This window comes from Nocardia sp. NPDC050697 (genome assembly GCF_040654395.1).
Classification (GTDB): Bacteria; Actinomycetota; Actinomycetes; order Mycobacteriales; family Mycobacteriaceae; genus Nocardia.
This window is the reverse complement of the sequence record NZ_JBFAHY010000004.1, coordinates 511,677-537,825: the sequence shown is the minus strand read 5'-3', so window position 1 is coordinate 537,825 and position 26,149 is coordinate 511,677. Positions and strand designations below refer to the sequence as shown.

General features: G+C 73.0%; 22 protein-coding genes. 10 read left to right on the top strand and 12 right to left on the bottom strand.

Going from position 1 to position 26,149, the window contains the following annotated elements:
* Positions 1-23 precede the first annotated feature (23 nt).
* Entirely contained in the window at positions 24-1,124 is a 1,101-nt protein-coding gene (gene gcvT, locus AB0H71_RS18100) for a glycine cleavage system aminomethyltransferase GcvT (RefSeq protein WP_357021717.1), read from the bottom strand.
* Between the two features lie 68 nt (positions 1,125-1,192).
* Between gcvT and AB0H71_RS18095 the strand changes: the two genes are divergently transcribed.
* Positions 1,193-2,716 (top strand): leucyl aminopeptidase, encoded by a 1,524-nt coding sequence (locus AB0H71_RS18095; protein ID WP_357021714.1) that lies wholly within the window; start codon positions 1,193-1,195, stop codon positions 2,714-2,716.
* A 33-nt stretch (positions 2,717-2,749) separates the two neighbouring features.
* Here AB0H71_RS18095 and AB0H71_RS18090 read toward each other — a convergent pair whose 3' ends face one another.
* On the bottom strand, positions 2,750-3,112 hold the full coding sequence (locus tag AB0H71_RS18090; protein WP_357021974.1) for an oxidoreductase: 363 nt from the start codon (positions 3,110-3,112) through the stop codon (positions 2,750-2,752).
* A 256-nt stretch (positions 3,113-3,368) separates the two neighbouring features.
* On the opposite strand from AB0H71_RS18090, the gene sucB reads away from it, so the two are divergent.
* Genes sucB through lipA form a run of 5 tightly spaced genes read left to right on the top strand, consistent with a single transcriptional unit; the run spans position 3,369 to position 8,392 of the window.
* Positions 3,369-5,147: a 2-oxoglutarate dehydrogenase, E2 component, dihydrolipoamide succinyltransferase gene (gene sucB, locus AB0H71_RS18085; RefSeq protein WP_357021711.1), complete on the top strand. Its 1,779-nt coding sequence runs from the start codon at positions 3,369-3,371 to the stop codon at positions 5,145-5,147.
* 19 nt (positions 5,148-5,166) lie between these two features.
* Positions 5,167-6,075 (top strand): TIGR01777 family oxidoreductase, encoded by a 909-nt coding sequence (locus tag AB0H71_RS18080; protein ID WP_357021708.1) that lies wholly within the window; start codon positions 5,167-5,169, stop codon positions 6,073-6,075.
* The gene (locus tag AB0H71_RS18075) at positions 6,072-6,596 is read left to right on the top strand and encodes an N-acetyltransferase family protein (RefSeq protein ID WP_357021706.1); all 525 of its coding nucleotides are present in this window, start codon (positions 6,072-6,074) and stop codon (positions 6,594-6,596) included. The genes AB0H71_RS18080 and AB0H71_RS18075 overlap by 4 nt, the downstream gene beginning before the upstream one ends.
* Before the next feature lie 10 nt (positions 6,597-6,606).
* Complete coding sequence (lipB, locus tag AB0H71_RS18070) at positions 6,607-7,323, top strand: lipoyl(octanoyl) transferase LipB (protein ID WP_357021703.1); 717 nt, start codon at positions 6,607-6,609, stop codon at positions 7,321-7,323.
* Between the two features lie 10 nt (positions 7,324-7,333).
* The gene (gene lipA / locus AB0H71_RS18065) at positions 7,334-8,392 is read left to right on the top strand and encodes a lipoyl synthase (protein WP_357021701.1); all 1,059 of its coding nucleotides are present in this window, start codon (positions 7,334-7,336) and stop codon (positions 8,390-8,392) included.
* 48 nt (positions 8,393-8,440) lie between these two features.
* Here lipA and AB0H71_RS18060 read toward each other — a convergent pair whose 3' ends face one another.
* The 3 genes from AB0H71_RS18060 to glnA (AB0H71_RS18050) form a co-directional block, all read right to left on the bottom strand.
* Entirely contained in the window at positions 8,441-8,947 is a 507-nt protein-coding gene (locus AB0H71_RS18060; RefSeq protein WP_357021699.1) for an MmpS family transport accessory protein, read from the bottom strand.
* 213 nt (positions 8,948-9,160) lie between these two features.
* Positions 9,161-9,373 carry a hypothetical protein gene (locus tag AB0H71_RS18055; RefSeq protein ID WP_357021696.1) on the bottom strand — a complete coding sequence of 71 codons (213 nt, stop codon included), beginning with the start codon at positions 9,371-9,373 and terminating at the stop codon, positions 9,161-9,163.
* A 137-nt stretch (positions 9,374-9,510) separates the two neighbouring features.
* Positions 9,511-10,947 (bottom strand): type I glutamate--ammonia ligase, encoded by a 1,437-nt coding sequence (gene glnA, locus AB0H71_RS18050; protein WP_357021693.1) that lies wholly within the window; start codon positions 10,945-10,947, stop codon positions 9,511-9,513.
* A gap of 457 nt (positions 10,948-11,404) precedes the next feature.
* Between glnA (AB0H71_RS18050) and AB0H71_RS18045 the strand changes: the two genes are divergently transcribed.
* Positions 11,405-11,857 carry an RDD family protein gene (locus AB0H71_RS18045; RefSeq protein ID WP_357021691.1) on the top strand — a complete coding sequence of 151 codons (453 nt, stop codon included), beginning with the start codon at positions 11,405-11,407 and terminating at the stop codon, positions 11,855-11,857.
* Here the strand turns inward: AB0H71_RS18045 and AB0H71_RS18040 are convergent, their stop codons facing one another.
* The gene (locus AB0H71_RS18040; protein ID WP_357021689.1) at positions 11,858-12,595 is read right to left on the bottom strand and encodes a DUF4191 domain-containing protein; all 738 of its coding nucleotides are present in this window, start codon (positions 12,593-12,595) and stop codon (positions 11,858-11,860) included.
* A gap of 46 nt (positions 12,596-12,641) precedes the next feature.
* On the bottom strand, positions 12,642-13,112 hold the full coding sequence (locus tag AB0H71_RS18035) for a hypothetical protein (protein ID WP_357021688.1): 471 nt from the start codon (positions 13,110-13,112) through the stop codon (positions 12,642-12,644).
* A 164-nt stretch (positions 13,113-13,276) separates the two neighbouring features.
* Between AB0H71_RS18035 and AB0H71_RS18030 the strand changes: the two genes are divergently transcribed.
* From AB0H71_RS18030 to AB0H71_RS18020, 3 genes are read left to right on the top strand one after another with little or no spacing between them, the layout of a single operon-like run.
* Positions 13,277-14,932 carry a CocE/NonD family hydrolase gene (locus tag AB0H71_RS18030; RefSeq protein WP_357021685.1) on the top strand — a complete coding sequence of 552 codons (1,656 nt, stop codon included), beginning with the start codon at positions 13,277-13,279 and terminating at the stop codon, positions 14,930-14,932.
* Positions 14,929-16,275: a M20/M25/M40 family metallo-hydrolase gene (locus tag AB0H71_RS18025; protein WP_357021682.1), complete on the top strand. Its 1,347-nt coding sequence runs from the start codon at positions 14,929-14,931 to the stop codon at positions 16,273-16,275. The genes AB0H71_RS18030 and AB0H71_RS18025 overlap by 4 nt, the downstream gene beginning before the upstream one ends.
* Positions 16,276-16,303: 28 nt before the next feature.
* Complete coding sequence (locus AB0H71_RS18020; protein ID WP_357021679.1) at positions 16,304-17,179, top strand: lysophospholipase; 876 nt, start codon at positions 16,304-16,306, stop codon at positions 17,177-17,179.
* Here AB0H71_RS18020 and AB0H71_RS18015 read toward each other — a convergent pair.
* The 5 genes from AB0H71_RS18015 to AB0H71_RS17995 all read right to left on the bottom strand — a co-directional run bounded on the left by AB0H71_RS18015 (position 17,176) and on the right by AB0H71_RS17995 (position 26,013).
* Positions 17,176-18,615 (bottom strand): metallopeptidase, encoded by a 1,440-nt coding sequence (locus tag AB0H71_RS18015; protein WP_357021676.1) that lies wholly within the window; start codon positions 18,613-18,615, stop codon positions 17,176-17,178. The genes AB0H71_RS18020 and AB0H71_RS18015 overlap by 4 nt on opposite strands.
* 72 nt (positions 18,616-18,687) lie before the next feature.
* Positions 18,688-19,611: an endonuclease/exonuclease/phosphatase family protein gene (locus AB0H71_RS18010; RefSeq protein ID WP_357021673.1), complete on the bottom strand. Its 924-nt coding sequence runs from the start codon at positions 19,609-19,611 to the stop codon at positions 18,688-18,690.
* 299 nt (positions 19,612-19,910) lie between these two features.
* Positions 19,911-22,922 (bottom strand): bifunctional [glutamine synthetase] adenylyltransferase/[glutamine synthetase]-adenylyl-L-tyrosine phosphorylase, encoded by a 3,012-nt coding sequence (locus AB0H71_RS18005; protein ID WP_357021671.1) that lies wholly within the window; start codon positions 22,920-22,922, stop codon positions 19,911-19,913.
* Between the two features lie 19 nt (positions 22,923-22,941).
* Positions 22,942-24,282, bottom strand: coding sequence for a type I glutamate--ammonia ligase (gene glnA / locus AB0H71_RS18000; RefSeq protein ID WP_357021668.1), 1,341 nt, complete (start codon positions 24,280-24,282; stop codon positions 22,942-22,944).
* A 111-nt stretch (positions 24,283-24,393) separates the two neighbouring features.
* Positions 24,394-26,013, bottom strand: a complete 1,620-nt coding sequence (locus AB0H71_RS17995; protein WP_357021665.1) for an alpha/beta hydrolase — start codon at positions 26,011-26,013, stop codon at positions 24,394-24,396.
* Positions 26,014-26,149: the final 136 nt, after the last annotated feature.

The window sequence follows — 26,149 nt, the reverse complement described above, 5'->3', positions numbered from 1 at the left end:
CCGATCCTATCGGGGCGCGCTGATCAGGCGGGGCGCGCGTCCACGAACGGCGGGCGCACCACAGCGCAGCGCAGCCGCCTGCCGCGCACGTCGGCGGTGACCTCCGCGCCCGGCTCCAGCCCGGCCGCGGTGTCGAGCAGCGCGAGCGCGATGCCGCGCTCCAGGGTCGGCGAGAAGGTGCCGGAGGTGGTCTCCCCCACCACCTCGTCGCCGCGCAGCACGCGCTGGCCGCGGCGCAGCACCCCGCGATCGATGGCGCGCAGCCCGAGCAGGGTCTGCGCCGGCCCGGCGGCCTTCTCGCGCTCCAGCGCGGCCTTGCCCCAGAACCGCGGCTTGGCCCAGCCCACCGCCCAGCCGCAGCGCGCCCGCAGCGGGCTGATGTCGAGCCCGAGCTCGTGGCCGTGCAGCGGGTACCCCATCTCGGTGCGCAGCGTGTCGCGGGCGCCGAGCCCGGCGGGCTGGCCGCCCGCGGCGCGCACCGCATCCAGCAGCGCGCGGAACACCGGCTCGGCATCGTCCCAGCGCGGCAGCAGCTCGTAGCCGTGCTCGCCGGTGTAGCCGGTGCGGCAGACCCGGACCTCGCGGCCCCGCCACTCGGCGTCGGCAAAGGCCATGTAGCCGAGATCGGCGGGCAGGCCGAGACTTTCCAGCACCGCGGCCGAGCGCGGCCCCTGCACCGCGAAGACGGCGTAGGCCCGGTGGTCGTCCGTCACCGTGACGCCGCCGCTGCTCGCCGTGCGTAGCCGGGACACCACCGCGGCGGTATTGGCGGCATTGGGGACGAGGAAGATCTCGTCCGGCCCGACGAAGTAGGCGATCAGGTCGTCGACGACGCCGCCCTCCTCGGTGCAGCAGAGCGTGTACTGCGCCCGGCCGGGCCGGATGCGGTCCAGGTCGTTGGTGAAGGCGCCGTTCACGAACTCCGCCGCGCCGGGGCCGCGCACCGTCGCCTTGCCCAGGTGGCTCACGTCGAAGAGCCCGACCGTCTCGCGCACCGCCGTGTGCTCGCGCACCGTGCCCGCGTAGGAGACCGGCATCCGCCACCCGCCGAACGGCGCGAAGGTCGCCCCCAGCTCGGTGTGCACGGCGTCGATGGGGCCTCGAAGCAGCTCGGTGTCGGTCACCCGAGGCAGCCTAGCCGCTCGATTCGTCCAGCAGGCGGGCTCGCCGCCGCGCGCAGTAGCCTGTGCCCATGACCGCTGCTGCTGATCGCCCGCTGGGCCCGGAACTGGCTCGCACCACCGCTCTCGGCCCCGATACCGACGTGCTCGTCATCGGTGTGACCTCCTCCGAGAACGGCCCGGCGATCGTGCCCGACGACCTCTTCACCGACGTGCTGAGCGTCGAGCTGCGCGCCACCCTGCTCGACCAGCTCGGCGCGGTCGGTGCGAAGGGCAAGGCGGAGGAGCTCACCCGGGTACCGGCCCCGGCCGGGCTGGACGGCATCACCAGCGTGCTCGCGGTCGGCCTCGGCTCGGCGGAGAAGCTGGACGCCGAGCAGATCCGGCGCTCGGCCGGGGTCGCGGCGCGCGCGCTGAGCGGCACCGAGCAGATCTCGACCACGCTCTCCGGGCTCGACCTCGGCGCCGCCGCCGAGGGGTTCTACCTGGGCGCCTACACCTTCACGCCGTTCCGCTCGGCGAAGACGGCGCCGAAGCGGGACGAGCGCCCGCTGGCCAGGGTCGAGCTGCTGGTGCCCGAGCCCGATTTCGGCGAGGAGGCGCTGTTCCGCGCCCGGCTGGTGGCCGAGGCGGTCGCCACCGCGCGCGACTTCGTGAACACCCCGCCCAGCCACCTGTTCCCGGCCGAGTTCGCCGACCGCGCCGCGCTGCTCGCCGCGGGCGCCGGGCTCACCGTCGAGGTGCTGGACGAGAAGGCGCTGGAGGCGGGCGGGTACGGCGGCGTGCTCGGCGTCGGCAAGGGCTCCTCGCGGCCGCCGCGGCTGGTCCGGATCAGCTACGAGGGCGGGCCGCGCCGGGTCGCGCTGATCGGCAAGGGCATCACCTTCGACACCGGCGGCATCTCGATCAAGCCCGCCGCCGGCATGGACGCCATGACCTCGGACATGGGCGGCGCCGCGGCGGTCATCGCGACGACCCTGCTCGCGGCGCGGCTGAGCCTGCCGATCACGGTCACCGCGACGGTGCCGATGGCCGAGAACATGCCCTCCGCCACCGCGCAGCGCCCCGGCGACGTGCTGACCCAGTACGGCGGCACCACCGTCGAGGTGCTGAACACCGATGCCGAGGGCAGGCTCATCCTGGCCGACGCCATCGTGCGCGCGGGCGAGGACGACCCGGAGTTCCTGATCGACGTCGCCACGCTCACCGGCGCCCAGATGGTCGCGCTCGGCACCCGCACGCCCGGCGTCATGGGCACCGACGAGTTCCGCGACCGGGTGGCCCGGATCTCTCGCTCGGTCGGCGAGAACGGCTGGGCCATGCCGCTCCCGGCGGAGCTGCGCGCCGACCTGAACTCCAAGGTCGCCGACATCGCCAATGTCGCCGGGCATCGCTGGGGCGGCATGCTCTCCGCCGGGCTCTTCCTGAAGGAGTTCGTGCCGGAGGGGGCGCAGTGGGCGCACGTCGACATCGCGGGTCCGGCCTACAACCAGGGCGGCGCGTTCGGCTACGTCGGCAAGGGCGGCACCGGGGTTCCGGTGCGCACGCTGATCGCGGTGCTCGAGGACATCGCGGCGGAGCCGGTCACCGAGTAGCCGCCGCGGCCCGGCGGTGCGCCGCCGGGCCGGTCACAGCTCGTCGAGTTCGCGCTCCAGCTCGTGCCTGCGGCGGATGCGCTCGCGTTCGTCGTGGTCGCGCATGCGCTGCGGGTAGCCCGTGCGTGCCACGTCGTAGACCGGGATGCGGAGATCGCCGGCGAGGCTGCGGGCGCCGCGCTCGCCGACGACGCGGCGGGTCCACTCCCCATCGGCGGCGATCAGCACCACCGTGACATCGGTCACGGTGGTCTTCGGTTCCACATAACCCTCGACGCCGGTGTGCGTGCGCACCCACTCGGCCAGGTAGCGGGCGTCCTCCGCGCGCACCCCGCCCCGCCGCGCCGAGCGTCCGGCCCTGGCGGCGGCACCACGGAGGCGATCGAGCAGCCCCATCTCGGCAATCACCTCCTCGTCACCACACCGGCCGGGGTTCGCGCGCCGCGACCGGGTAGTTCCATAGTGCCCGAGCCCGGCAGTTGCCCGCCCTGTGCCACATGCCACGCGCGCGAGTGCAAGGATGGACCGCGGTACAAGAAACCACACAGATATCCGGTGCCGAGCGCGCGCGGACGTCGCCGCGACCCGCGGCGGTGCCCCACCGGGCAGCGAACTGTTGTAGACCCGTCGAGCAGTCAAGGAGTCAACGGACATGGCCTTCTCCGTCCAGATGCCGGCTCTTGGTGAGAGCGTCACCGAGGGAACGGTCACCAGGTGGCTGAAGCAGGAAGGAGACACGGTCGAGGTCGACGAGCCCCTGCTCGAGGTATCGACCGACAAGGTCGACACCGAGATCCCGTCTCCGGCCGCAGGTGTGCTGACGAAGATCGTCGCCCAGGAGGACGACGTGGTCGAGGTCGGCGGTGAGCTCGGTGTGATCGGCGATGCCGGCGAGCAGAGCGGCGGCGACGAGGCCCCGGCTCCGGCCGCCGAAGAGGCGCCGAGCGAGGAGGCCCCCGCCGCCGAGGAGGAGCCCGCCGAGGAGGAGCCCGCCGCCGAGCCCGAGCCCGAGCAGAGCGCGCCCGCCGCGTCGTCGGGGTCCGGTGAGGGCACCCCGGTGAAGATGCCGGAGCTGGGCGAATCGGTCACCGAGGGCACCGTCACCCGCTGGCTCAAGGCCATCGGCGACGAGGTCGCCGTCGACGAGCCGCTGCTCGAGGTCTCCACCGACAAGGTCGACACCGAGATTCCCTCCCCGGTCGCGGGCACGCTGCTCGAGATCACCGCGGAGGAGGACGACGTGGTCGCGGTCGGCGGCCAGCTCGGCGTGATCGGCAGCGGTTCGCCCGCGCCGAAGTCCGAGCCCGCGCCCGCCCCCGAGCCGAAGCAGGAGGCCGAGCCGGAGCCGGAACCCGAGCCCGAGCCCGAGCCGGAACCCGAGCCCGAGCAGGCCCCCGCGCCGAAGGAAGAAGAGAAGCCTTCGCAGCCCGCCCCGGCGAAGGCCGCGGCGCCGAAGAGCGAGCCCGCCGCCGGGTCCACCCCGTACGTCACCCCGCTGGTGCGCAGGCTGGCCGAGGAGCACGGCGTCGACCTCGGCGAGCTGAGCGGCTCCGGTGTCGGCGGCCGCATCCGCAAGCAGGACGTGCTGGCCGCGGCCGAGGCCAAGAAGGCGCCGGAGCCCGCCGCCGCCGCGCCGCAGCAGCCCGCCGCGGCCGCGACGCCCGCCGCGCCGAAGGCGAAGCCGCAGCCCGCCCCCGAGCTGGCGCACCTGCGCGGGACCACGCAGAAGGCCAACCGGATCCGGCAGATCACCGCGACCAAGACGCTGGAGTCGCTGCGCACCACCGCGCAGCTCACCCAGGTGCACGAGGTCGACGTCACCCGGATCGCGGCGCTGCGCGCCAAGGCCAAGGCGGCGTTCAAGGAGCGCGAGGGCGTGAACCTCACCTTCCTGCCGTTCTTCGCCAAGGCCGTGGTCGAGGCGCTCGGCGTGCACCCGAACGTCAATGCCAGCTACGACGACGACAGCAAGCAGATCACCTACCACGCCTCGGTGCACCTCGGCATCGCCGTCGACACCGAGCAGGGGCTACTCTCGCCGATCATCCACAATGCCAGCGACCTCTCGCTGGCCGGGCTGGCCAGGGCCATCGCCGATATCGCCGGCCGGGCGCGCACCGGCGGGCTGAAGCCGGACGAGCTCTCCGGCGGCACCTTCACCATCACCAATATCGGCAGCCAGGGCGCGCTGTTCGACACCCCGATCCTGGTTCCGCCGCAGGCGGCCATGCTCGGCACCGGCGCGATCGTCAAGCGCCCGGTGGTGGTGACCGACGAGGGTGGCAGCGAGTCCATCGGCGTCCGCTCGATGGCGTTCCTGCCGCTGACCTACGACCACCGCCTGATCGACGGCGCGGACGCGGGCCGCTTCCTCACCACCATCCGGCATCGGCTGGAGGAAGCCGCGTTCGAGGCCGATCTGGGGCTGTAAGCGGAGGGCTGCCGTCTCGATGAAGGTCGTTGTCGCCGGTTCGTCCGGCCTGATCGGGACGGCGCTCGTCGCGGCGCTGCGCCGGGACGGGCACGAGGTGGCCCGGCTGGTGCGGCGGCAACCCGCCGCACCGGACGAGTTCGCCTGGGACCCCGCGCGCGCCGAGCTGGACCAGCGGGCGCTGCGCGGGGCCGACGCCGCCGTCAACCTGTGCGGGCGCAATATCCACGCCCAGCGCTGGACCGGCCGGTTCAAGCAGGAGTTGCGGGACAGCCGCATCACCCCCACCGACGTGCTGGCCGGCGCGGTCGCGGCGGCCGGGGTTCCGGTGCTGGTCAACGCGGGCGGCGTGCACATCTACGGCGGCGCCACCGGGGATCGGGTGATCGACGAGAACGCCCGCCCCGGAACCGGTTTCCTCGCCACGCTGTGCCGGGACTGGGAGGCCGCCACCGCGCCCGCGGCCGCCGCCGGGGTGCGGACGGTGCTGCTGCGCGGCGGGCTGGTGCTCGCCCGCACCGGCGGGCTGCTCGGCGTGCTGCGCCCGCTCTTCGGGCTCGGTGTCGGTGGCCGCTTCGGCGACGGCAGGCAGTACACGCCGTGGATCTCGCTGGCCGACGAGGTCGGCGCCATCCGGCACGTGCTCGCCGATTCGTCGGTCGCGGGGCCGGTGAACGCGGTCGGCCCGGCCCCGGTCACCAATGCCGAGTTCACCAGGGCGCTCGGCCGCGCGCTGCGCAGGCCGACGCCGCTGGTGGTGCCCTCGTTCGTGCTGCGCGCCGCCATCGGCGAGTTCGCCGACGAGGCGGTGCTGCGCGGGCCGCGCGCCATTCCGACCGTCCTGGAGGAGAGCGAGTACGTGTTCCGCCACCCGACCCTCGGCATCGCGCTGACCGATCTCTTCGACCCCGCGGGGGACGGCGCGTGAAGGTTCGTGACGCGTTGGAGAGCGATCTACCGGCGATTCTGGCGATCCACAATGCCAATATCGCCGCCTCGACGGCGATCTGGGATGTCGACGAGGTCGGCATCGAGGAGCGGGAGGCGTGGTTCGCGGCGCGCGCCGCGGCCGGGCACCCGATCCTGGTGGCCGAGATCGACGGCGAGGTCGCGGGGTACGCCGGCTACGGACAGTGGCGGCCCAAGCTCGGCTACCTGCACAGCGTGGAGAACTCGGTCTACGTGGACGAGCGCTTCCAGCGCCGCGGGGTGGCCCGGGCGCTGCTCACGGCGCTGCTGGAGCGGGCCCGCGAGTCGGGGTCGGTGCACGCGATGATCGCCGCGATCGAATCCCGCAATACCGGCTCCATAGCACTGCACGAGCAGTTCGGCTTCCGCATCGTCGGCGAACTTCCCGAGGTGGGGAGAAAGTTCGGCCTGTGGATGGATCTCACGCTCATGCAGCTCACGCTCCCGGTCCCCGAGCCCGATCCCCGCCTCGGGGCGTAACGTCGCCGCTGTGACCACCACACCGTCCGCCCGCCTCGCCTCGACCCCGATCGTGGTCGAAGATCTGGGGCTGATCGATTACCACCGAGCCTGGGACCGGCAGCGCGCGCTCGCCGCCGAGCGCGCCGCCGGCCGCGGCGCCGATCGGCTGCTGCTGCTCGAGCACCCCTCCGTCTACACCGCGGGCCGCCGCACCGAGGCCGAGGATCTGCCGATCGACGGCAGCCCGGTGGTGCAGGTCGACCGCGGCGGCAAGATCACCTGGCACGGGCCGGGGCAGCTGGTCGGGTACCCGATCGTCCGGCTGGCCGAGCCGGTGGACGTGGTGAAGTACGTGCGCAGGCTGGAGGAGGCGCTGATCAGCGTCTGCACCGGCTTCGGCATCGAGTGCGGCCGGGTGGAGGGCCGCTCCGGGGTCTGGCTGCCCGCCGCCGGGCCACTGGCCGAGCGCAAGATCGCCGCCATCGGGGTCCGGGTGCAGCGCGGTGTGGCGCTGCACGGCATCTCGCTCAACGCCAACCCCGCCATGGACGGCTTCCAGGCCATCGTGCCGTGCGGCATCCGGGACGCCGGCGTCACCACGCTCACCAGGGAGCTGGGGTACGAGGTCACCGTCGCCGAGCTGAAGCCGCTGGTGGCCGCGGCCATCGGGCAGGCGCTGGACGGCGAGCTCCCCGTGCGCGATCACACGCTCGCCCGGCCGCAGGCCGTGGCGCCGACGGCGTAAGGTCGAGACAGTGACCACCGCTCACGAGACTCCCGCGCCCCGCTCCACCCCCGGCGAGGCCGCCCGCGCCCCCCAGGGCCGCAAGCTGCTCCGCATCGAGGCCCGCAACGCCGAGACCCCGATCGAGCGCAAACCCGGCTGGATCCGCACCCGCGCCACCATGGGTCCCGAGTACACCGAGCTCAAGGGGCTGGTGAAGCGCGAGGGGCTGCACACCGTGTGCGAGGAGGCGGGCTGCCCCAATATCTTCGAGTGCTGGGAAGACCGCGAAGCCACCTTCCTCATCGGCGGCGAGCAGTGCACCCGCCGCTGCGACTTCTGCCAGATCGACACCGGCAAGCCCGCCGCGCTCGACCGCGACGAGCCGCGCCGGGTGGCGGAGAGCGTGCAGGCCATGGGGCTGCGCTACAGCACCATCACCGGCGTCGCCCGTGACGACCTGGCCGACGGCGCCGCCTGGCTCTACGCCGAGACGGTGCGCGCCATCAAGGCGCTGAACCCGAACACCGGCGTCGAGCTGCTCATCCCGGATTTCAACGCCGTGCCCGAGCAGCTCGCCGAGGTCTTCTCCGCGCGCCCCGAGGTGCTCGCGCACAATCTGGAGACGGTGCCGCGCATCTTCAAGCGCATCCGCCCCGCCTTCCGCTACGAGCGCTCGCTGGCCGTGCTCACCGCCGCCCGCGAGGCCGGGCTGGTCACCAAGTCGAACCTGATCCTCGGCATGGGCGAGACCCCGGAGGAGGTCACCCAGGCCATGCGCGACCTGCACGAAGCCGGCTGCGACATCCTCACCATCACCCAGTACCTGCGCCCCTCCCCCCGGCACCACCCGGTGGACCGCTGGGTGAAGCCGGAGGAGTTCGTCGAGCACTCCCGGGTGGCCGAGGAGCTCGGCTTCGCCGGCGTCATGGCGGGCCCGCTGGTCCGCTCCTCCTATCGCGCCGGCCGGCTCTACGCCCAGGCCATGGCGCACCACGGCCGCGAGATCGCCCCCGCCATGGCGCATCTCGCGAACGAGGGCACCGCCTCGCAGGAGGCCAGCTCGGTGCTGGCGCGCTTCGGCGGCTGAGGTACTCCGATCCGGTCGGTGGGCACGTACCCCACCGACCGGGCTCGCTCACTCCCCGCCCGCGTCCCCGCTACAGCTGACCATGGAGAACGGGCCGTTCGAGGTCTGCTCGGAGATCACCCGGCCGTCGACCAGGATGCGGCAGGAGAGCTCCGCGCCGTCCTCACCGTTCTGTGCCGTCAGGCTCACGTACTTCCCCAGCCCGTCGATGGTGACCGTCTTGCGCCACGGCAGCGGCGCCTCCGTCTCCTGGGCGATGTCGAAGTCCCGCCCCGAATACGTCACCGACGCCGACCCCCCGCTCCCGTCGACCTCGTAGGTGACCGTCACCTCCCGCGCGGCCTCCTTGTCCACCTCGTTCACCGCCCCCGCGATCAGCGCCATGCACCCGCCGACACCGAGCAGGATCACCAGCGCGGTCCCCCCGAGGATCCACGGCCACTTCGCCTTCTTCCGCGGCGGCTGCGCATACCCCTGCGGCCCGTACCCCCCGGGGTACTGCCCCTGCGGCGGCGGCGCCGGATACTGCTGGGGCCGCCCGTACTGATCGGTCATGAACCCTCCCGCTCGATGATGTCCGCTCGCTATGAGTGCGAGTCGATTGCTCATCGAACCAGGTCGAGGGCCTTCACGGATCCGTTTCCGCGAACAGCTTTTCGCCGTTCACCGCACGGGTCCATGCCTCGCGCACGATGTCGAGCGCCGTCGCCGCCGCAGCTGTGAACCGGGTCCGACCTGCGACCCGTTCACCCTCTCGCAGGTCGGGCTCTACGAGGGCTCTCGCCTCTCGTACTCGGTACCGGCCGCGTCGTCGTAGAACTTCGGAGAAGCAGGCGTCCGCTCCTCCGACGGGATGCTGTCGCGCCGGGCCTGCGCCTGCGCCAGCATTCGCCGAGCCTTCGCGAGTTCGTCCTCACCCAGCGGGGCCGACCCCAACTCTTCCGGCGTCGAGAAGATTTTGCCTGCCACTTCTTTGCCCATCGGCCCCTCTCGGTCACGCCTGTCTACATACTGACGCGCAGCTCGTGCCATCGGTTCCCCTCCCCGTGACAGACCGAAGCCCCGGCATCCCCCATCGGAATGCCGGGGCTTCGGAGAACCCTCGAACGCGGGACGACCTACACGTCGAAGTACAGCTCGAACTCGTACGGGTGCGGCCGCAGGTTGACCGGCGCGATCTCACCCTCACGCTTGAGCGTGATCCAGGTCTCGATCAGGTCCTCGGTGAAGACATTGCCCTCGGTGAGGTACTCGTGGTCCTGCTCGAGCCGGTCGATGACCGAGGCGAGGCTGGTGGGGGCCTGGGGGATGCCCTTGGCCTCCTCCGGCGGGAGCTCGTAGAGGTCCTTGTCGACGGGGGCGAGCGGCTCGATCTTCTTCTTGATGCCGTCCAGGCCGGCCATCAGCATGGCGGCGAAGGCCAGGTACGGGTTGCCCGAGGAGTCCGGCGCGCGGAACTCGATGCGCTTGGCCTTCGGGTTGTTGCCGGTGACCGGGATGCGGACGGCGGCGGAGCGGTTGCGCTGCGAGTACACCAGGTTGATGGGGGCCTCGTAGCCGGGGACCAGGCGGTGGTAGGAGTTCACCGTCGGGTTGGTGAAGGCGAGCAGCGAGGGGGCGTGGTGCAGGATGCCGCCGATGTAGTGCCGCGCCAGGTCGGAGAGGCCGCCGTAGCCGGCCTCGTCGTGGAAGAGCGGCTTGCCGTCCTTCCACAGCGACTGGTGCGCGTGCATGCCGGAGCCGTTGTCGCCGAAGAGCGGCTTGGGCATGAAGGTGACGGTCTTGCCCTCGGCCCACGCGGTGTTCTTCACGATGTACTTGAAGAGCTGCAGGTCGTCGGCGGCGCCGAGCAGGGTGTTGAACTTGTAGTTGATCTCGGCCTGACCGGCGGTGCCGACCTCGTGGTGCCCGCGCTCCAGCTCGAAGCCGGCGTTCTGCAGGTTGGTGGCGATCTTGTCGCGCAGGTCGACGTAGTGGTCGTACGGCGCCACCGGGAAGTAGCCGCCCTTGTTGCGGACCTTGTAGCCCCGGTTCAGCCTGCCGTCCGGGTCGCGCTCGGAGCCGGTGTTCCAGGAACCCGAGACCGACTCGATCTCGTAGAAGGAGCCGTTGATGCCGGAGTCGTACCGGATCGAGTCGAAGATGTAGAACTCGGCCTCGGCGCCGAAGTACGCGGTGTCGGCGATGCCGGTGCTGCGCAGGTACTCCTCGGCCTTGCGGGCGATATTGCGCGGGTCGCGGGAGTAGGCCTCGCGGGTGAACGGGTCGTGCACGAAGAAGTTGATGTTCAGCGTCTTGGCGGCGCGGAACGGATCCAGCTGCGCGGTGCTGAAGTCGGGCAGCAGCAGCATGTCCGACTCGTCGATGGACTGGAAACCGCGGACGGAGGAGCCGTCGAAGGCGAGCCCGTCCTCGACGAGGTCGGTGGTGAAGGCCTTGCCCGGGATGGAGAAGTGCTGCTGCACACCGGGCAGGTCGCTGAAGCGGATGTCGACGTACTCGACCTCCTGCTCCGCGATGTACTTGATGACCTCGTCGGCCGTGCTGAACGTCACTTGTTCTCCTTACCGATCGGTTCCCAGCCCGTGGTGATTGCGTGGGTTCGTCGAAAGACGCTATGGACGCGGTGTTTCCCGGCAATCAAGGCTGTGTTTCGCGAGTGTTACACGTAGGGCGATTGGTGTGAGGTTGCCCGCCTCGCCCCGGACCACCGACGATCCTGCCATGCCCCGCCCTCGCGCACGACGTGGGCACGGGTTTGCGGGTCGCCGCGCGTGCCGGTTGCCACGGTATAGCCGCAGGTCCGAGCGAGGTGCGTCGGAGCGCGGCGCGCGACCCCAGCGAAGCTCCGGCAGCCCGGGCCGACCGGGCCCGCATGGCCTTGCTCACATGCCGCGCTCCGCCGGGCGGGACACACCGGCCGCGGCACCGCGGTCACCCCGCCATCGGTTAACTGCCGGTATGCGGTGGCACCGGGTGAAGCGCGGGCGAGCGACGACCTATCCTGGGCTCATGGCGCGTATCACCGGTTCCTGGCTCTCCGGACCCGCGGCGGAGCCGGGGGGTCCGGCCGCGTCGGGGTATCGGGGCGAGCAGTTCGGGCTTCCCGAGCACGGGGCGGGCTCGGTCTCGGGCACCGGCAGGCGGGTGGTCGCGGTCTTCCTGGACTGGATGATCGCGGTCGGCATCTCCGCGCTCATCGTGCGCGGGGTGAACGCCAACCTGCCGCTGCTGATCTGGTTCGTGATCGGCATCGCGGCGGTGACGCTCTTCGGCTTCACCCCCGGGCAGTACTTCGCCCGGCTGCGGGTGGCCAGGATCGAAGGGCCGATCCCGGTCGGCTTCGTCCGGGCGCTGGCCAGGCAGGCGCTGCTGGTGTTCGTGATCCCGGCGCTCTTCACCGACGCCGACGGCCGCGGCATGCACGACCGCGCCACCGGCACCGTGCTGGTGCGCTCGCGCTGATCAGCGCCGCCGGATGGTGCGCTGCATGCCGCGCATCTTGGCGTTGCCCGGCATCGGGCCCTTGGGCAGGGCCGGGCCGCTGCGCGAGCTGAGCGCCGAGAGCCTGCCCTCGATATTGTCCATCCGCTTGGCGTCGATATTGCGCGGCAGCTTGGTGAGGTAGCGCTGCAGCTCCTTGAGCGGCACCTGGCCCTCGTCGTTGCCGATCACGACGTCGTAGATGGGGGTGTCGCCGATCAGCCGGGCGGTGCGCTTCTTCTCCTGGGCGAGCAGCGAGCGCACCCGCTGCGGGTTGCCCTCGGCGACGAAGATGACGCCGGGCAGCCCGATCACCCGGTGCACCGCGTCCAGCTGGGTGGTGGCGGCGACGCCGTTCGACACCCGCCACTTGCCCTGCAGGTTCTCCAGCACCCAGGCGGCGGCGCCGGCTTGGCCCTCGGCGCGGGTGTAGACGGTGCGCTGCACCCGGCGGCCGAAGATGATGAAGGCGAGCAGCACGCCGAGCAGGATGCCGAGCGGCAGCAGGAACCACTGGATGCCGAAGATCAGCCCGATCAGGAAGAACAGCACGGTGCTGCCGAGCACCGAGCCGATCATCAGCGGGAGCAGCAGCTTGTCTTCCTTGCGCTGCATCTGGAACGCCTGCCACAGCTGCTGCCTGCGTTCCTTCGACTGCTGCTTGCGCGCCGCCTTCGCCGCGGCCTTCGCTTCCTTGGAAGCGGCCTTCCCTGCTGCCATGGTGCTCAGGATAGTGCCAGGCAGTTCGCGGCCGACGGCGGCGGGCTCAGCCGTGCGCGTGGCTGCGGTCCGGCGGCTCGCGCCGGTCGGCGACGCCGAGCACGGAGAGGTCGAGCGAGCCGGGATTCTCGGTCCAGCCGCTGGCCCGCAGGTCGGCGGGGGACTCGACACCCATGGCGTCGTGCAGCCCGATCGCCGCGCCCTCGGCCAGCCGCACCAGCGTGCGCTGGGAGATCGGCCAGAGCAGGGTGCGGCTCCAGTTCTCGACGTCGCGCGCCGCGTCGGGGGCGGTCCAGCCCAGCTCGCGCAGCCGCTGCGCGTTCGCCGGGGAGATCGGTTCGAGCAGGAAATCGTTGCCCGCCAATTCCGCGGAGAGCCGGATGTCGAATTGCACGAATTGCGCGTAGCGGTTTCCGGAGGCGGCGATGACCAGGGTCGCCCGGGACGGGAGTTCCGCCAGGCAGCGCGCCAGCGCGCGCACGAACCGCTCCCAGTCACCGGCTGTCGAATCGTTCATTCTCAATCCCCGAGCCATCGAATGCGCCGATCATACGCCCGGAGGCGCGCCGCTCTCGTCGTATTTCCGGCCGACACCGGCGTGTCCCCGGCGCCGCGCAATTCGCGCGGCGACCCCCGATCCGGGGTCTGGCGCGAGCCCGCGCGACGGTCGATAGTGCTCGGGTGACGATCGCGACGGTGCTGCGCGCGCTGACCGGGGCGCTGCTGATACTCGGGGTGCTCGCGCCGGTGACGGCGGCCGAGCCCGCGGCCGCGTTCCAGTGGCGGGAGGAGTTCCTGACCGCGCCGGACGGCACCCGGCTGCACGCCGACATCCTGCGCCCGCCGGGGCTCGCCGACGACGTGCGCACCCCGGTGATCATGACCGTGAGCCCCTACCGCAACCAGCTCGCGTACCTCACGGTGCCGCGCCCGCAGGGCGGCCCGGTCACCGACTACCTGCCGGTCACGCCGCTGCTGGCGGCCGGGTACACCTACGTGATCGTGGATCTGCGCGGCTTCGCGGGCTCGTCCGGCTGCCCGGACTACGGCGGCCCCGGCGAGCGCGGCGACGTGCGGACCGCGGTCGAGTGGGCGGCGGACGCGCCCTGGTCGACCGGGAAGGTGGGGCTGTACGGCCTCTCCTACGAGGGCTGGGCGGGGGTGATGGGGCTGGCCGAGCGGCCGCGCGGGCTCGCCGCGGTCGCCACCTTCGGCCCCGCCGTCGATCCCTACACCTATCTGTACATGCAGGGCATCTCGTGGCGATTCTCCGGTAAACCGGTGGTGGAGACCGGATTGCGCCCGGCCGACGGGGTCGGCCTCGAGCACCTGCTCTTCGCCTCCATTCCCGGACACTGGAATTCGTCACCGGAGTACCGGGCGAATGCCGCGCAGATTCCGCTCGACTGCTATCTCCCCTATCTCGCCGAGACGGCGAATCACGATCCGGAGACGCCGTTCTGGCGCGATCGGGAACTGGTGGAGAAGGTGCGCGGCAGCACCGTTCCGGTATTCCTCGGCCAGGGGCTGACCGACTACAACACCCGCCCGTACCGGGTCTTCGATTTCTGGGACGCGCTCGGCCCCGGCGAGCACCGCGCCTGGTTCGGGCAGTGGGGGCACCGGGATTGCCAGGACAAGTGCGCGGGCCCGGATTTCACCGCCGAGGTGCGCGCCTTCTTCGACCGGCACGTGGCGGGGCGGGAGGTCGAGGTGCCCGGCCCGCGGATCACGGTGAACGCGGCGGACGGCAGCTGGCGCGGGGAGCGGCAGTGGCCGCCCGCCGACGCCGCGCGGGTGCCGGTGCCGCTGCGCACCGGCACCTACACCCACCGCGGGCTGCTGCCCGGCCCGGACCGGGAGATCTGGACGATCTCCGAGCCGCTGCCGACGACCCAGCACCTCGCCGGTATCCCGACGGCGACGGTGCGGCTCGACGGTTCGCCCGCCGCGACGGTGGCGATGGAGCTCTACGACGTGGAGCCGAGCGGCCGCGCCACCGTGATCACCCGCGGCATCGCCCCGGTCACCGAGACCGCGCGGCTCCGCATGCTGGCCCAGGACTGGCCGATCGCGGCCGGGCACCGGCTCGGCATCCGGATCGTGGACATGGTGGACGACGTCTGGGCCAATGCCGGGGTGAACGCGCCGGTCACGGTGCTCGCCGCCGAGGTGGAGCTGCCGCTGCTCACGGCGCTGCGCACCGCCGACCTGCCGGGCGGCGCCGGAGCCGACCTGCTCAAGTGGAAGGCCGAGCGGGTGCTCACGCTCGCGCCGGGGGTGGTGGAGAATGCGAGTGTGGTCCTGAACCTCCCCGCCCCGGCCCCCGCGCCGTGACCGAACCGGTCCGCCCCGTCGACGACGCCGTCGCCGAGCGCCTTGCCGTGGCGCTGCGCTGCGTGACCATCTCCACCGAGCCGCCGACGGACACCGCCGACGGCGAGTTCGACCGGCTCGGCGCGCACCTGGAGGAGTCGTTCCCGCTGGTGCACCGGGAGCTCGAGTGTCTCCGGTTCGGGCACAGCAGGCTCTACCGGTGGGCCGGGCGGGAGCCGGAGCGGGTGGCCGCGCTGCTGCTCGCGCACCAGGACGTGGTGCCGGTGGACGACGAGAGCCGCTGGACGCACCCGCCGTTCGCGGGCGTGGTGGACGGGGAGTTCATCTGGGGCCGCGGCGCCATCGACGACAAGAGCCGGGTGCTCGCGCTGCTGGAGGCCACCGAGGCGGCGCTGGCCGCCGGGGTGCGGCCGCGGCGCACCATCTACCTGGCCTTCGGCCACGACGAGGAGACCTTCGGGGATTCCGGCGCGGTGCGGATGGCGGCGCACCTGCGGGCGGCCGGGGTGCGGGCCGAGCTGCTGCTGGACGAGGGCGGGGTGATCGCCGAGGATCTGGCCGACGGCGTCGCGGTGCCGGTCGCCACCGTCATGGTCGGCGAGAAGGGGTACGCCACCGTGCGGATCGCGGCCACCCAGGTCGGCGGCCACTCCTCCATGCCGGGGAAGCAGACCGCGGTCGGCCGGGTGGCCCGCGCCGTGGCCCGGATCCAGGACCACCCCATGCCGCTGCGGCTCACCCCGGTGACCGCGGACATGGTCGGCAGGCTGCGCCGGGCCATGCCGCGGGCGCGGCGAATCCTGCTGCGCGCGGCCCGGCTCGCCGCGCCGCTGGTCATCCGCATCCTGGCCGCCGGGCCGCAGACCGAGGCGCTGGTGCGCACCACCACCGCACCCACCGTCTTCCACGGCGGGGTGAAGGCCAATGTGCTGCCGCAGCGCGCCGAGGCGCTGGTGAACTTCCGCATCCTGCCCGGTGATTCGGTGCGGAGCGTGCTCGCGCACTGCCGCGCGGTGACCCGCGATCCCGGCCTCACCATCGAGCTGGTCGGGCCGGCCTCGGAGCCCTCCGACACCAGCGGCCCCGGCCCGGCCTTCGACCTGGTGGCGGAGCTGGCGCGCGCGGTGGTGCCCGGCATCGCGGTGACCACGGGGCTGGTCCCGGGCGCCACCGACTCCAGGCACTACGACGGCCTGGCGGGCACCAGGTGCAACTTCGCGCCCATCGTGCTGAGCCGCGCGGATCTGGAGCGCATCCACGGCACCGACGAGCGGATCTCCCGGCTCAACTACGCTCGCCTCATCGAATTCGACCGGCGCCTGCTCGACCGGCTCGCCGGCTGACCGCACCGAGGAACCGAGGAGCACAGCGATGGCCGGCTTCACCACCAACGGCTTTCCCGAGAGCGGCACCTTCGACGGCAGCGGCGGGCGGGTGGCCTGGTACACCAGGCAGCCCGGTGGCGCCCCGCGCGGGGTGGTGATCCTGGTGCACGGCGTCGCCGAGCACGCCGGGCGCTACGCCGAACTGGCCGAGCACCTCACCGGCAACGGCTTCGCCGTCTACACCTTCGACCACATCGGCCACGGCGGCTCGGCCGGGGCGGGCACCGCGAACATCGGCTCGATGGAGACCGCCGCCGACCACGTCGCCACCCTGCTGGACCGGGCCGCCGCCGCGCACCCGCGGGCGCCGCGCTTCCTGCTCGGCCACTCCATGGGCAGCCTGGTGGTGCTGCACCTGCTCACCAGGGACACCGCGCCGGAGCTGGCCGGGGTGGTGCTCTCCGCGCCGCCGCTGGACATCCCGCTCGGCAACCCGGTGCAGCGGCTGCTCGCCCCGCTGCTCACCCGCGCGCTGCCCGGGCTCGGCGTGCTGCAACTCGACTCCGCGGGCATCAGCCGCGACCCCGAGGTGGTGCGCCGCTACGACGAGGACCCGCTGGTCTTCCGGGGCAAGCTGCCCGCGCGCACGGCGGTGGAGATCATGGACACCGCCGACCGGCTCAAGGGGCGGCTCGGGCGGATCAACCAGCCGCTGCTGGTGCTGCACGGCACCGGCGACACCATCGCCGCCCCCTCCAGCGCCGACCTGCTCGACCAGCGGGTGACCTCGACGGACAAGTGCGTCCTCCGCTACGACGGCCTCTACCACGAGGTCTTCAACGAGCCGGAGCGCAAGGCCGTCTTCGCCGACCTGACCGGGTGGCTGCGGGCGCGCAGCGGGCCCGCGCGCCCCTCCGCTTAGCTCCAGCGGCTGTAGCAGGACTGCTCGCCCTCCAGCACCCCGAGCCGGAACGCCTCCAGCCGGGCGAAACCGCTCGGCACCACCGCACCGGCGACGTCGCTCGCCACGAAGCCGTCGGCGAGCAGCCCGGAGACCGCCTCGTCCAGGTCACCCGCGGAGAGCCGGGGATCGCTGCCCTCCCTGCTGAGCGCGGTGGTGACCGCGCCGGAGAGGCAGGCGGTGCGCAGCCCCGCGCTCTCCGCGCCGGTCAGCGTCAGGCCGCGGTCGCGCTGCACCGCGAGGGTGTAGCGGGAGACGAAGGCGACGAAGGCGTTGTAGTCGCCGGTGACGATGGCCGAGAGCGGCGCGTCCTCGCCCGCCTTCGGGCCGCCGCGCTTCGCCAGGTCGGCGACGTCCGAGCCGACCGTGTCGGTGTCCGGGCAGTAGCTCACCGGCTCGGTGGGCGACGCCCCGGCACAGCTGCGGCCGACGCCGGAGTAGTCGAACTTCGGCGCGGTGGCGAGCGGCATGATCCGGCCGAGCGCGGTGGCCATGCTCGCCAGCGACTCCCGATCGACCGGGAGCTGCCCCTCCTCCTCGCCGTACTCGAAGGTGACCGGGAGGCTGCCGCGGCGGGCCTGGATCTCGGCCTGGTCGATCCGGGTGCAGCCCGCGACGCCGTCGGTGTAGCCGACCTGGACCGCGGTGATCCGCTCGAAGGCGGTGCCGTGCACATTGTCCGGGTCGTCGGGGTCCCGGTCGCGCACCGCGACGGTCGCGCCGAGCACCGCGTTCAGCCCGTCGGTGGTGTTCAGCGTGAAGTGCGCGGAATCGCCCTCGGCGACGTGCCGCAGGAAGGCGCCGGCCAGGCAGTCGGCCTGCTGCTCCTGGACCAGGGTCGGGGTGGCGCGGTTCGACATCCTGGCCTGCCCCTGCACGGCGTGGCCGTACTCGTGCGCCAGCACCATGACAACGGCCATGTCGTCGAAGCTCTTCACCAGCTCGGGCAGCAGGATGCCGCGGTCCCAGCCGATGGAGTGGTCGCGGCCGCAGTAGGCGGCGTTCACGAACTGGTAGGTGTCCTCGCCGCAGAACTCGACGGCCTGGTTCTTCGGCGCGGTGGCGTCCCAGGAGACGATCCTGGCCACCGGGGCGAAGCTGCCCTGGAAGTGCTTCGGCCACTCGGCCTGCCAGAAGGTCTCGACATCGGCGAGCGCGTTCAGCGCGAGCGTGTCCATGGCGCCGCCGTCGCCGTTCTCGGCGGTCCTGGTGCTGTCCGGCGCGCCGTCGCGCGGGCCGCTCGGCCCGGTGCTGGAGGTGGAACCCGCGATCTGCCAGGGGTTCTCGGCCGCGGTGGCGGCGCGCGGCTTGTCATTGGTGAAGCCGCTGGCGCAGCCGGTGAGCAGCAGCCCGGTCGCCAGCAGGGCGGCGCAGAGCCGCGGCAGGGTCGTTCGCATTCGGTTGTCCTCCCCGGAAAGCACCGTCGAGCGTTCCCATGCTAATCGCGGGCGACGGCGCCGGCGTATCGCTCAGTCGTCCAGCCGGATCCGGGCCAGGACGGCGCGGTGGTCGGAGCCAGGGACGGTGAGGGTGCGCACCGATTCCGCGGTGCCGCCCGCGAGCAGGACGTGGTCGATGCCGATCAGCGGGCCCCAGGCGCGGTCGGCCGGGAAGGTGAGCTGGGGGCCGGCGCCCGCGAGTTCGGCGGCGTCGGCGAAGCGCTCACCGAGCAGCGCGCGGAAGGCGGTGTGGTCGCGGGTGGCGTTGAAGTCGGCGCCGACCACGACCGGGCCGGTGCTGGCGGCGAGAATCTCACCGGTGCGGGCCATTTCGCTGGTCCAGGCCCCGAAGTTGAGCGGGGGCGGCATGGGGTGGAAGGTGAGCACCTGGATCGGGCCGAGCTCGGGGTGCTCGACGGTGACACCGAGGTTCGCCATCTCGAAGCCGTCGAAGCGGCGTTCGTCGCGGATCGGGTAGCGGCTGTAGATGCCGCTGCCGCCGCCTCCGGTGCCCGCCTCCAGGTAGCGGTAGGGCAGGTCGGCGGCGAGGCCGGCGGCGTCGAGGCGGGCGACCGCCTCCAGGGTGAGTTCCTGTGCGGTGAGGACGTCCACCTTCTCGTCGTGCACCACCGCGCGGACCGCCTCGGCGTCGGCGGCGCCGAAGAGCAGGTTGGACTGCAGGACGGTGAGCGGCGGGCCGTTGCCCGCGTGGCCGTCGGCGACGAAGAGCGGGAGCTGGGTCCAGAACGCCCCCGCCAGCACCGCCAGTGCCAGTGCGCCGGAGCGGTAGCGGCGGGCGATCGCGAAGAAGAGCAGCGCGAGGACCGCGCCGAGCATGAGGTAGGGGGCGAAGGAGGCGAGGAGAACCGCCGAGAAGCGTTGCGAGATGCCGTAGTGCAGGGCGATGCCGAGCAGCGCGGCGGCGACGGCGAGCCAGCCGAGCACCGAACTCACGTGCTGCCACCAGCGCCGCGACGCACGCCGCCCACCGCGCCCACCTGCGCCGGCCCCGCCGGGCGGGGCTGCCTCGCCCACGGCTGGGCGGCCCGGTGCGGGCACGGATGGTGCTGACGACGGCGACCCCGGGACATGGCTCGGCTCGGCCCCCCGGGAATCGCGGCCCGTGACGGGTGCGCGTTCCATGCTGGCGAGCCTACCCGGACGGCCGACCGGCGCCGATCCGCTCGAGCCGGATCAGCCCGCGGCGACGAGCGCCGCCGCGGGGCCGGGCGCCGCCCGGGTCGCGGCGGCCCTCAGCCGCCGAAAACCCGCTCCACCACGGCCTTGGCCCGCCGGGTGACGCGCAGGTAGTTGTCGAGGAACGCGCCGCCGTCGTCGGTCGGCCACCCGGCCACCTTGGCGACGGCGGAGAGCAGCGGGCCCGGCCCCGGCAGCTGGTCGCTCGGCTTGCCGCGGACCAGCACCAGCGCATTGCGCGCGGCGGTGGCGGTGATCCAGGCATCGCGCAGCAGCCCGACATCGTCGGCGCCGAGCAGCCCGGTCTCCTCGATGACGTCCAGCGACTGCAGCGTGGAGGTGTTGTGCAGCCCGCGCACCTCGTGCGCGTGCCGCAGCTGCAGCAGCTGCACCGTCCACTCGATGTCGGCGAGCCCGCCGCGGCCGAGCTTGGTGTGCGTGGCCGGGTCGGCGCCGCGCGGCAGCCGCTCGGAGTCGACCCGCGCCTTGATCCGCCGGATCTCGCGCACCGCCTCCGCGGAGACCCCGCCCTTCGGGTACCGCACCTCGTCGACCACGTGCAGGAACCGCACGCCGAGCTCCTGGTCGCCGGCGACCTGGTGGGCGCGGAGCAGCGCCTGCATCTCCCAGGGCTGCGCCCACTGCCGGTAGTAGGCGGCGTAGGCGGTGAGGGTGCGCACCAGCGGCCCGTTCCGCCCCTCCGGGCGCAGCCCGGCGTCCACCTGCAGCGGCGGGTCGGTGCTGGGCGCGCCGAGCAGCTTCTGCAGCCGGTCGGCGACGCTGTTGGCCCACTTCACGGCCTTGGTCTCGTCGGCGCCGGGGCGCGGGTCGCAGACGAAGAGCACGTCGGCGTCGGAGCCGTACCCCAGCTCCATGCCGCCAAGCCTGCCCATGCCGATGACCGCGAAGTCGGCGGGCGCGCGCTCCCCCGACTCGCGCTCGTCGGAGCGGATCACCGCGCGCAGCGACGCCTCCAGCACCGCCACCCACACCGAGGAGAGCGCGCGGCACACCTGCGGGACGTCGAGCAGCCCGAGCAGGTCGGCCGAGGCCACCCGGGCCAGCTCGTGCCTGCGCAGCGAGCGGGCCGCGGCCACGGCGCGTTTCGCGTCGCCGTAGCGGTCGGCGGCGGTGAGGATGCCGCGCGCGACCTCGTCCGGCTGGGTGCGGCAGAGCAGCGGCCCCTGCGGGCCGTCGGCGTAGAGCCGGATCGTCTCCGGGGCATTGATCAGCAGGTCGGGCAGGTAGGCGGAGGAGCCGAGCACGATCATCAGCCGCTGCGCGACCGCGCCCTCGTCGCGCAGCTCGCGCAGGAACCAGGTCTGCTCGTCCAGCGCCTCGGAGACCCGGCGGTAGGCGAGCAGCCCGGCATCCGGGTTCGGGGTGTCGCCGAGCCACTCCAGCAGCGTCGGCAGCAGCAGCGTCTGGATCCGGCCCTTGCGCGCCACCCCGCCGGTGAGCGCGCGCAGGTGGCCGAGCGCGTGCTCCGGCTCGGCGTACCCGAGCGCGGCCAGCTGCCTGACCGCCGCCTCCGGGCTGAGCCGCAGCGCGTCCGAGTCCAGCCGCGCCACCGACTCCAGCAGCGGGCGGTAGAAGAGCTTGGCGTGCAGCCTGCGCACCCGCACGGTGTTGCGCCGGATCTCGGCGACCAGCACCCCGCCCGCGTCCTGCTTGCCGTCCGGGCGCACGTGCGCGGCGCGGGCCAGCCAGCGCAGCCCCTCCTCGTCGTCGCCCGCGGGCAGCGTGTGCGTGCGCTTGAGCCGCTGCAGCTGCAGCCGGTGCTCGAGCAGCCGCAGGAACTCGTAGGAGGCGGTGAGGTTGGCGGCGTCGTCGCGGCCGACGTAGCCGCGGTCGGCGAGCGCGGCCAGCGCCTCGGTGGTGTTCTGCACGTGCAGCGCCTCGTCCACCCGGCCGTGCACCAGCTGCAGCAGCTGCACCGCGAACTCGACGTCGCGCAGGCTGCCATGGCCCAGCTTGAGTTCGCGCTCGCGCAGGTCGGCGGGGACCAGGTCCTCCACCCGGCGGCGCATGGCGCGCACGTCGGTGACGAAGTCGGGGCGCTCGGAGGCGGTCCACACCATGGGCATCAGGGCGTCCCGGTAGTCCCGGCCGAGCTCCAGGTCGCCGGTGGCGGGGCGCATCTTGAGCAGCGCCTGGAACTCCCAGGTGCGGGCCCAGCGCTTGTAGTAGGCGAGGTGCGAGTCCAGGGTGCGCACCAGCGCGCCGGCCTTGCCCTCCGGCCGCAGCGCCGCGTCCACCTCGAAGAAGGCGGTGCCGCCGACGGTCATGAGCTCGGCGGCGAGCCGGGTGGCGGTGGCGTCGGCGGGCTCGGCGACGAAGAGCACGTCCACGTCGCTGACGTAGTTGAGCTCGCGGGCCCCGGTCTTGCCCATGGCGATCACCGCCAGCCGGACCTCGAGCGGCGCGTCCTTGCAGACCCGCGCGACGGCCACCGCGAGCGCCGCGGTGAGCGCGGCGTCGGCCATGTCGGCGAGCTGCCTGCCGACCACCGCGTAGGGCAGCACCGGCTCGTTCTCCACGGTGGCGGCGAGGTCCTGCGCGGCGAGCAGCATGAGCTGGTCGCGGTACCGCTTGCGCAGCAGCGGAACCACCTCGGGCCCGCTGCGCGCGGCGCGGAAGACCAGCGGCCCGGCGGCCGGCCCCTCCTCCGGCACCGCCTCGACCACGGCGAGCAGCTCGGCGCGCAGCTGCTCGGCGCTCGGCAGCTCCCTGCGGCGCAGCTCCGTCCAGGCCGCCGGGTCGGCGACGAGGTGGTCGCCGAGCGCGCTGGAGGAGCCGAGCAGCGCGAAGAGCCTGCCGCGCAGCGACTTGTCGGCGCGCAGCGCGGAATCCAGCTCGGCCCAGCCGGTTCCGAGCCCCTCGCGCAGCCGCATGAGGGTGCTCAGCGCCAGGTCGGCGTCGGGCGCGCGGGAGAGCGCCCAGAGCACCGGGATGCTCTCCACGTTGTCCCACGCCAGCTCGCGCAGGGCGGTGGCGGCGGTCGGTTCGAGCAAGCCGAGCCGTCCGACGCCGGGAACTGCGGAGCGCGCTGTCGGGGGCCGGGCCATACCGCCAAAACTACAGCGTCTAGAGCCCCAGGTACTCGCGCAGCTCCCAGGGCGTGACCTGGCTGCGGTAGCCCGCCCACTCCCGGCGCTTGTTGCGCAGGAAGAAGTCGAAGACGTGCTCGCCGAGCGCCTCGGCGACCAGCTCGGACTTCTCCATGGCGGCCAGCGCCTCGTCCAGCGTGCCGGGCAGCTCGCGGAAGCCCATGGCGCGCCGCTCGGCCGGGGTCAGCGACCAGACGTCGTCCTCGGCCTCCGGCGGCAGCGTGTACCCCTTCTCGACGCCGCGCAGCCCGGCCGCGAGCAGCACCGCGAAGGTCAGGTACGGGTTGCAGGCGCTGTCGGGGCTGCGGATCTCGACCCGGCGCGAGGAGGACTTGTTCGGCGTGTACATCGGCACCCGGACCAGCGCGGAGCGGTTCGACCGGCCCCAGGAGGCCGCGGTCGGCGCCTCGCCGCCGTGGATCAGCCGCTTGTAGGAGTTCACCCACTGGTTGGTGACGGCGCTGATCTCCGGCGCGTGCTCCAGGATGCCGGCGATGAAGGCGCGCGCGGTGGCGGAGAGGTTCTGCGGGTCGTCCGGGTCGTGGAAGGCATTGGCCTCGCCCTCGAACAGGCTCATGTGGGTGTGCATGGCCGAGCCCGGGTACTCGGAGAACGGCTTGGGCATGAAGGTCGCGCGCACGCCCTCGTCGATCGCCACCTCCTTGATGAGGTAGCGGAAGGTCATCACGTTGTCGGCCATGGAGAGCGCGTCGGCGTAGCGCAGGTCGATCTCCTGCTGGCCGGGGGCGCCCTCGTGGTGGCTGAACTCCACCGAGATGCCCATGGACTCCAGCGCGTCGATGGCGTGCCGCCGGAAGTTCGGCGCCGAGTCGTGCACCGCCTGGTCGAAGAAGCCGCCGGTGTCGGCGGGGATCGGGTCGCTGCCGTCCGCGGGGCCGTTCTTCAGCAGGAAGAACTCGATCTCCGGGTGCACGTAGCAGCTGAAGCCGACATCGCCCGCCTTGTTCAGCTGGCGGCGCAGCACGTGCCTCGGGTCGGCCCAGGAGGGCGAGCCGTCCGGCATGGTGATGTCGCAGAACATGCGCGCGGAGTGCTGGTGGCCCTTGCTGGAGGCCCAGGGCAGCACCTGGAAGGTGGAGGGATCGGGGCGGGCGACCATGTCGGCCTCGGAGACCCGGGCGAAGCCCTCGATAGCCGAGCCGTCGAAGCCGATACCCTCCTCGAAGGCGCCCTCGAGTTCGGCCGGGGCGATCGCCACGGATTTCAGGTAACCGAGCACGTCGGTGAACCAGAGCCGCACGAAGCGGATGTCACGTTCCTCGAGGGTCCGCAGCACGAATTCCTTCTGGCGATCCATGGTGGCGAGCGTAAGCACCCGGCGTTAAATCCGTGTTACATGCGGACACGACTTCGCTACGGCTTCATCCGTGACAGAGCGCACCGCCCGGCCGCGACCGCCGTGAGCTGCTCAGCAGGTGAGCCCGGGTGCCGGTTCGGTGCGGTCGACCAGGTACGCCACGACCGCCCGGTCCACGCACTGCACCCCCGCCACCAGCGCCACCGTGTGCCGGTTGCCGCGGTAGGTGATGAGCGCGGCGTCCAGCTGGGCGGCGAGCTCGACCCCGGCCTGGTACGGCGTCGCCGGGTCCTCGGTGGTGGAGACGACCACGGTCTTCGGCAGCCCGGGCACCGCCAGCCGGTGCGGGGTGCCGGAGTTCGGCACCGGCCAGGCCGCGCAGAGCTCCAGCGGGGCGGCGCCGGTGCCGCGGCCGTCGTCCAGGAACGGCGCCGCGACCCGGAACTCGGTGTCCTGCCTGCCCGCGATCGCGGGGTCGGTGATCCGCGGGTCGTCCACGCAGCGGATGGCGTTGAAGGCGTCCTGGGTGTTGTCGTAGCTGCCGTCCTCGCGCCTGCCGTCGTACATGTCGGCGAGCTGCAGCAGGGTGTCGCCGCGGCCGTCGCGCAGCTCGTCCAGGCCGAGGGTGAGCACCTGCCACAGGTCGTCGGTGTAGAGCGCCTGCTGCACGCCGGTGATGGCGTCGCCGTAGCTGAGCCCGCGGGTGTCGGTGGTGGCGGCCGGGCGCTCGGCGAGCGGGTCGACCAGCTCCCGGAAGCGGCGCACCGCGGCGGCGCGGTCGGTGCCGAGCGGGCAGGCCGGGTCCTCGGTGCACTGCGCGGCATAGCCGTCGAAGGCGAGCTGGAAGCCGGCGGCCTGGCGCAGCGACTCGGCCACCGGGTCGCTGGCCGGGTCGACCGCGGCGTCCAGGACCAGCGCGCGCACCCGGTCCGGGAACTTCTCCGCGTAGGCCGCGCCGATCCGGGTGCCGTAGGAGTAGCCGATGTAGGTGAGCGCGGGGTCGCCGAGCACGGCGCGCACCACGTCCATGTCCTGCACCACCTCGCGGGTGCCGACGTGCGCGAGGAAATCGGTGCCGGTGCGCTCGGCGCAGCGGCCGGCGTAGTCCCGGTTGTCGGCCTCGGCGGCGGCGATGCCTGCCGGGTCGTTGTCGGTGGGCGGCTCGGCGCGCTCGGCGTCGGCCTCCCGCGGCGTCAGGCAGGCGATCACCGGCTGCGACGCCCCGACCCCGCGCGGGTCGAAGCCGATCCGGTCGAACCGCTCGGCCAGCTCGGTGCCGGAGCCGACGCCGGTCATGCCGAGCCCGGAGACGCCGGGGCCGCCAGGGTTGAGCAGCAGCGAGCCGATCTTCTTCCCGCTCGCGGGCAGCCGGGAGAGCGCGATCTGCGCGGTCGGGCCGCCCGGGTCGGCGTAGTCGACCGGTACCTCGATCCGGGTGCACTCGGCGTTCGGCGCCATGCGCTCGTCCGGGCCGACGAAGCCGGCGCAGGACTGCCACGCCGGGCGCTGGTCGTAGAAGCGCTCCAGGCCGGTGGGGGCCGGTGGGAGCGCCACCGGCTCGGTGCGGTCGATGGTGCAGCCGGTCACGGCCGCCGCGATCAGCGCGAGGATGCCGAGCGCCCGCGCGGGGGCCGCACCCCGGCGCGCGCCGCCGCGCCTCCGGGGCGCGCCGAGCGCCCGCGCCGGCCGTCCGGCCGTCCCGCTGTCCCGCCACCCGCGCACCGATCGCATACCGACGATCCTGGCAGAGCCGGGCGGCCGGGTCGCTACCGCGCGCCGCGCGGGCGGGGAATCGCCGCCCTCCGGCCCGAGCGGAGTGCCGCACCGAGCGCCGCCCCGGCCCTGTGACCGATCGCACCGCCGATCG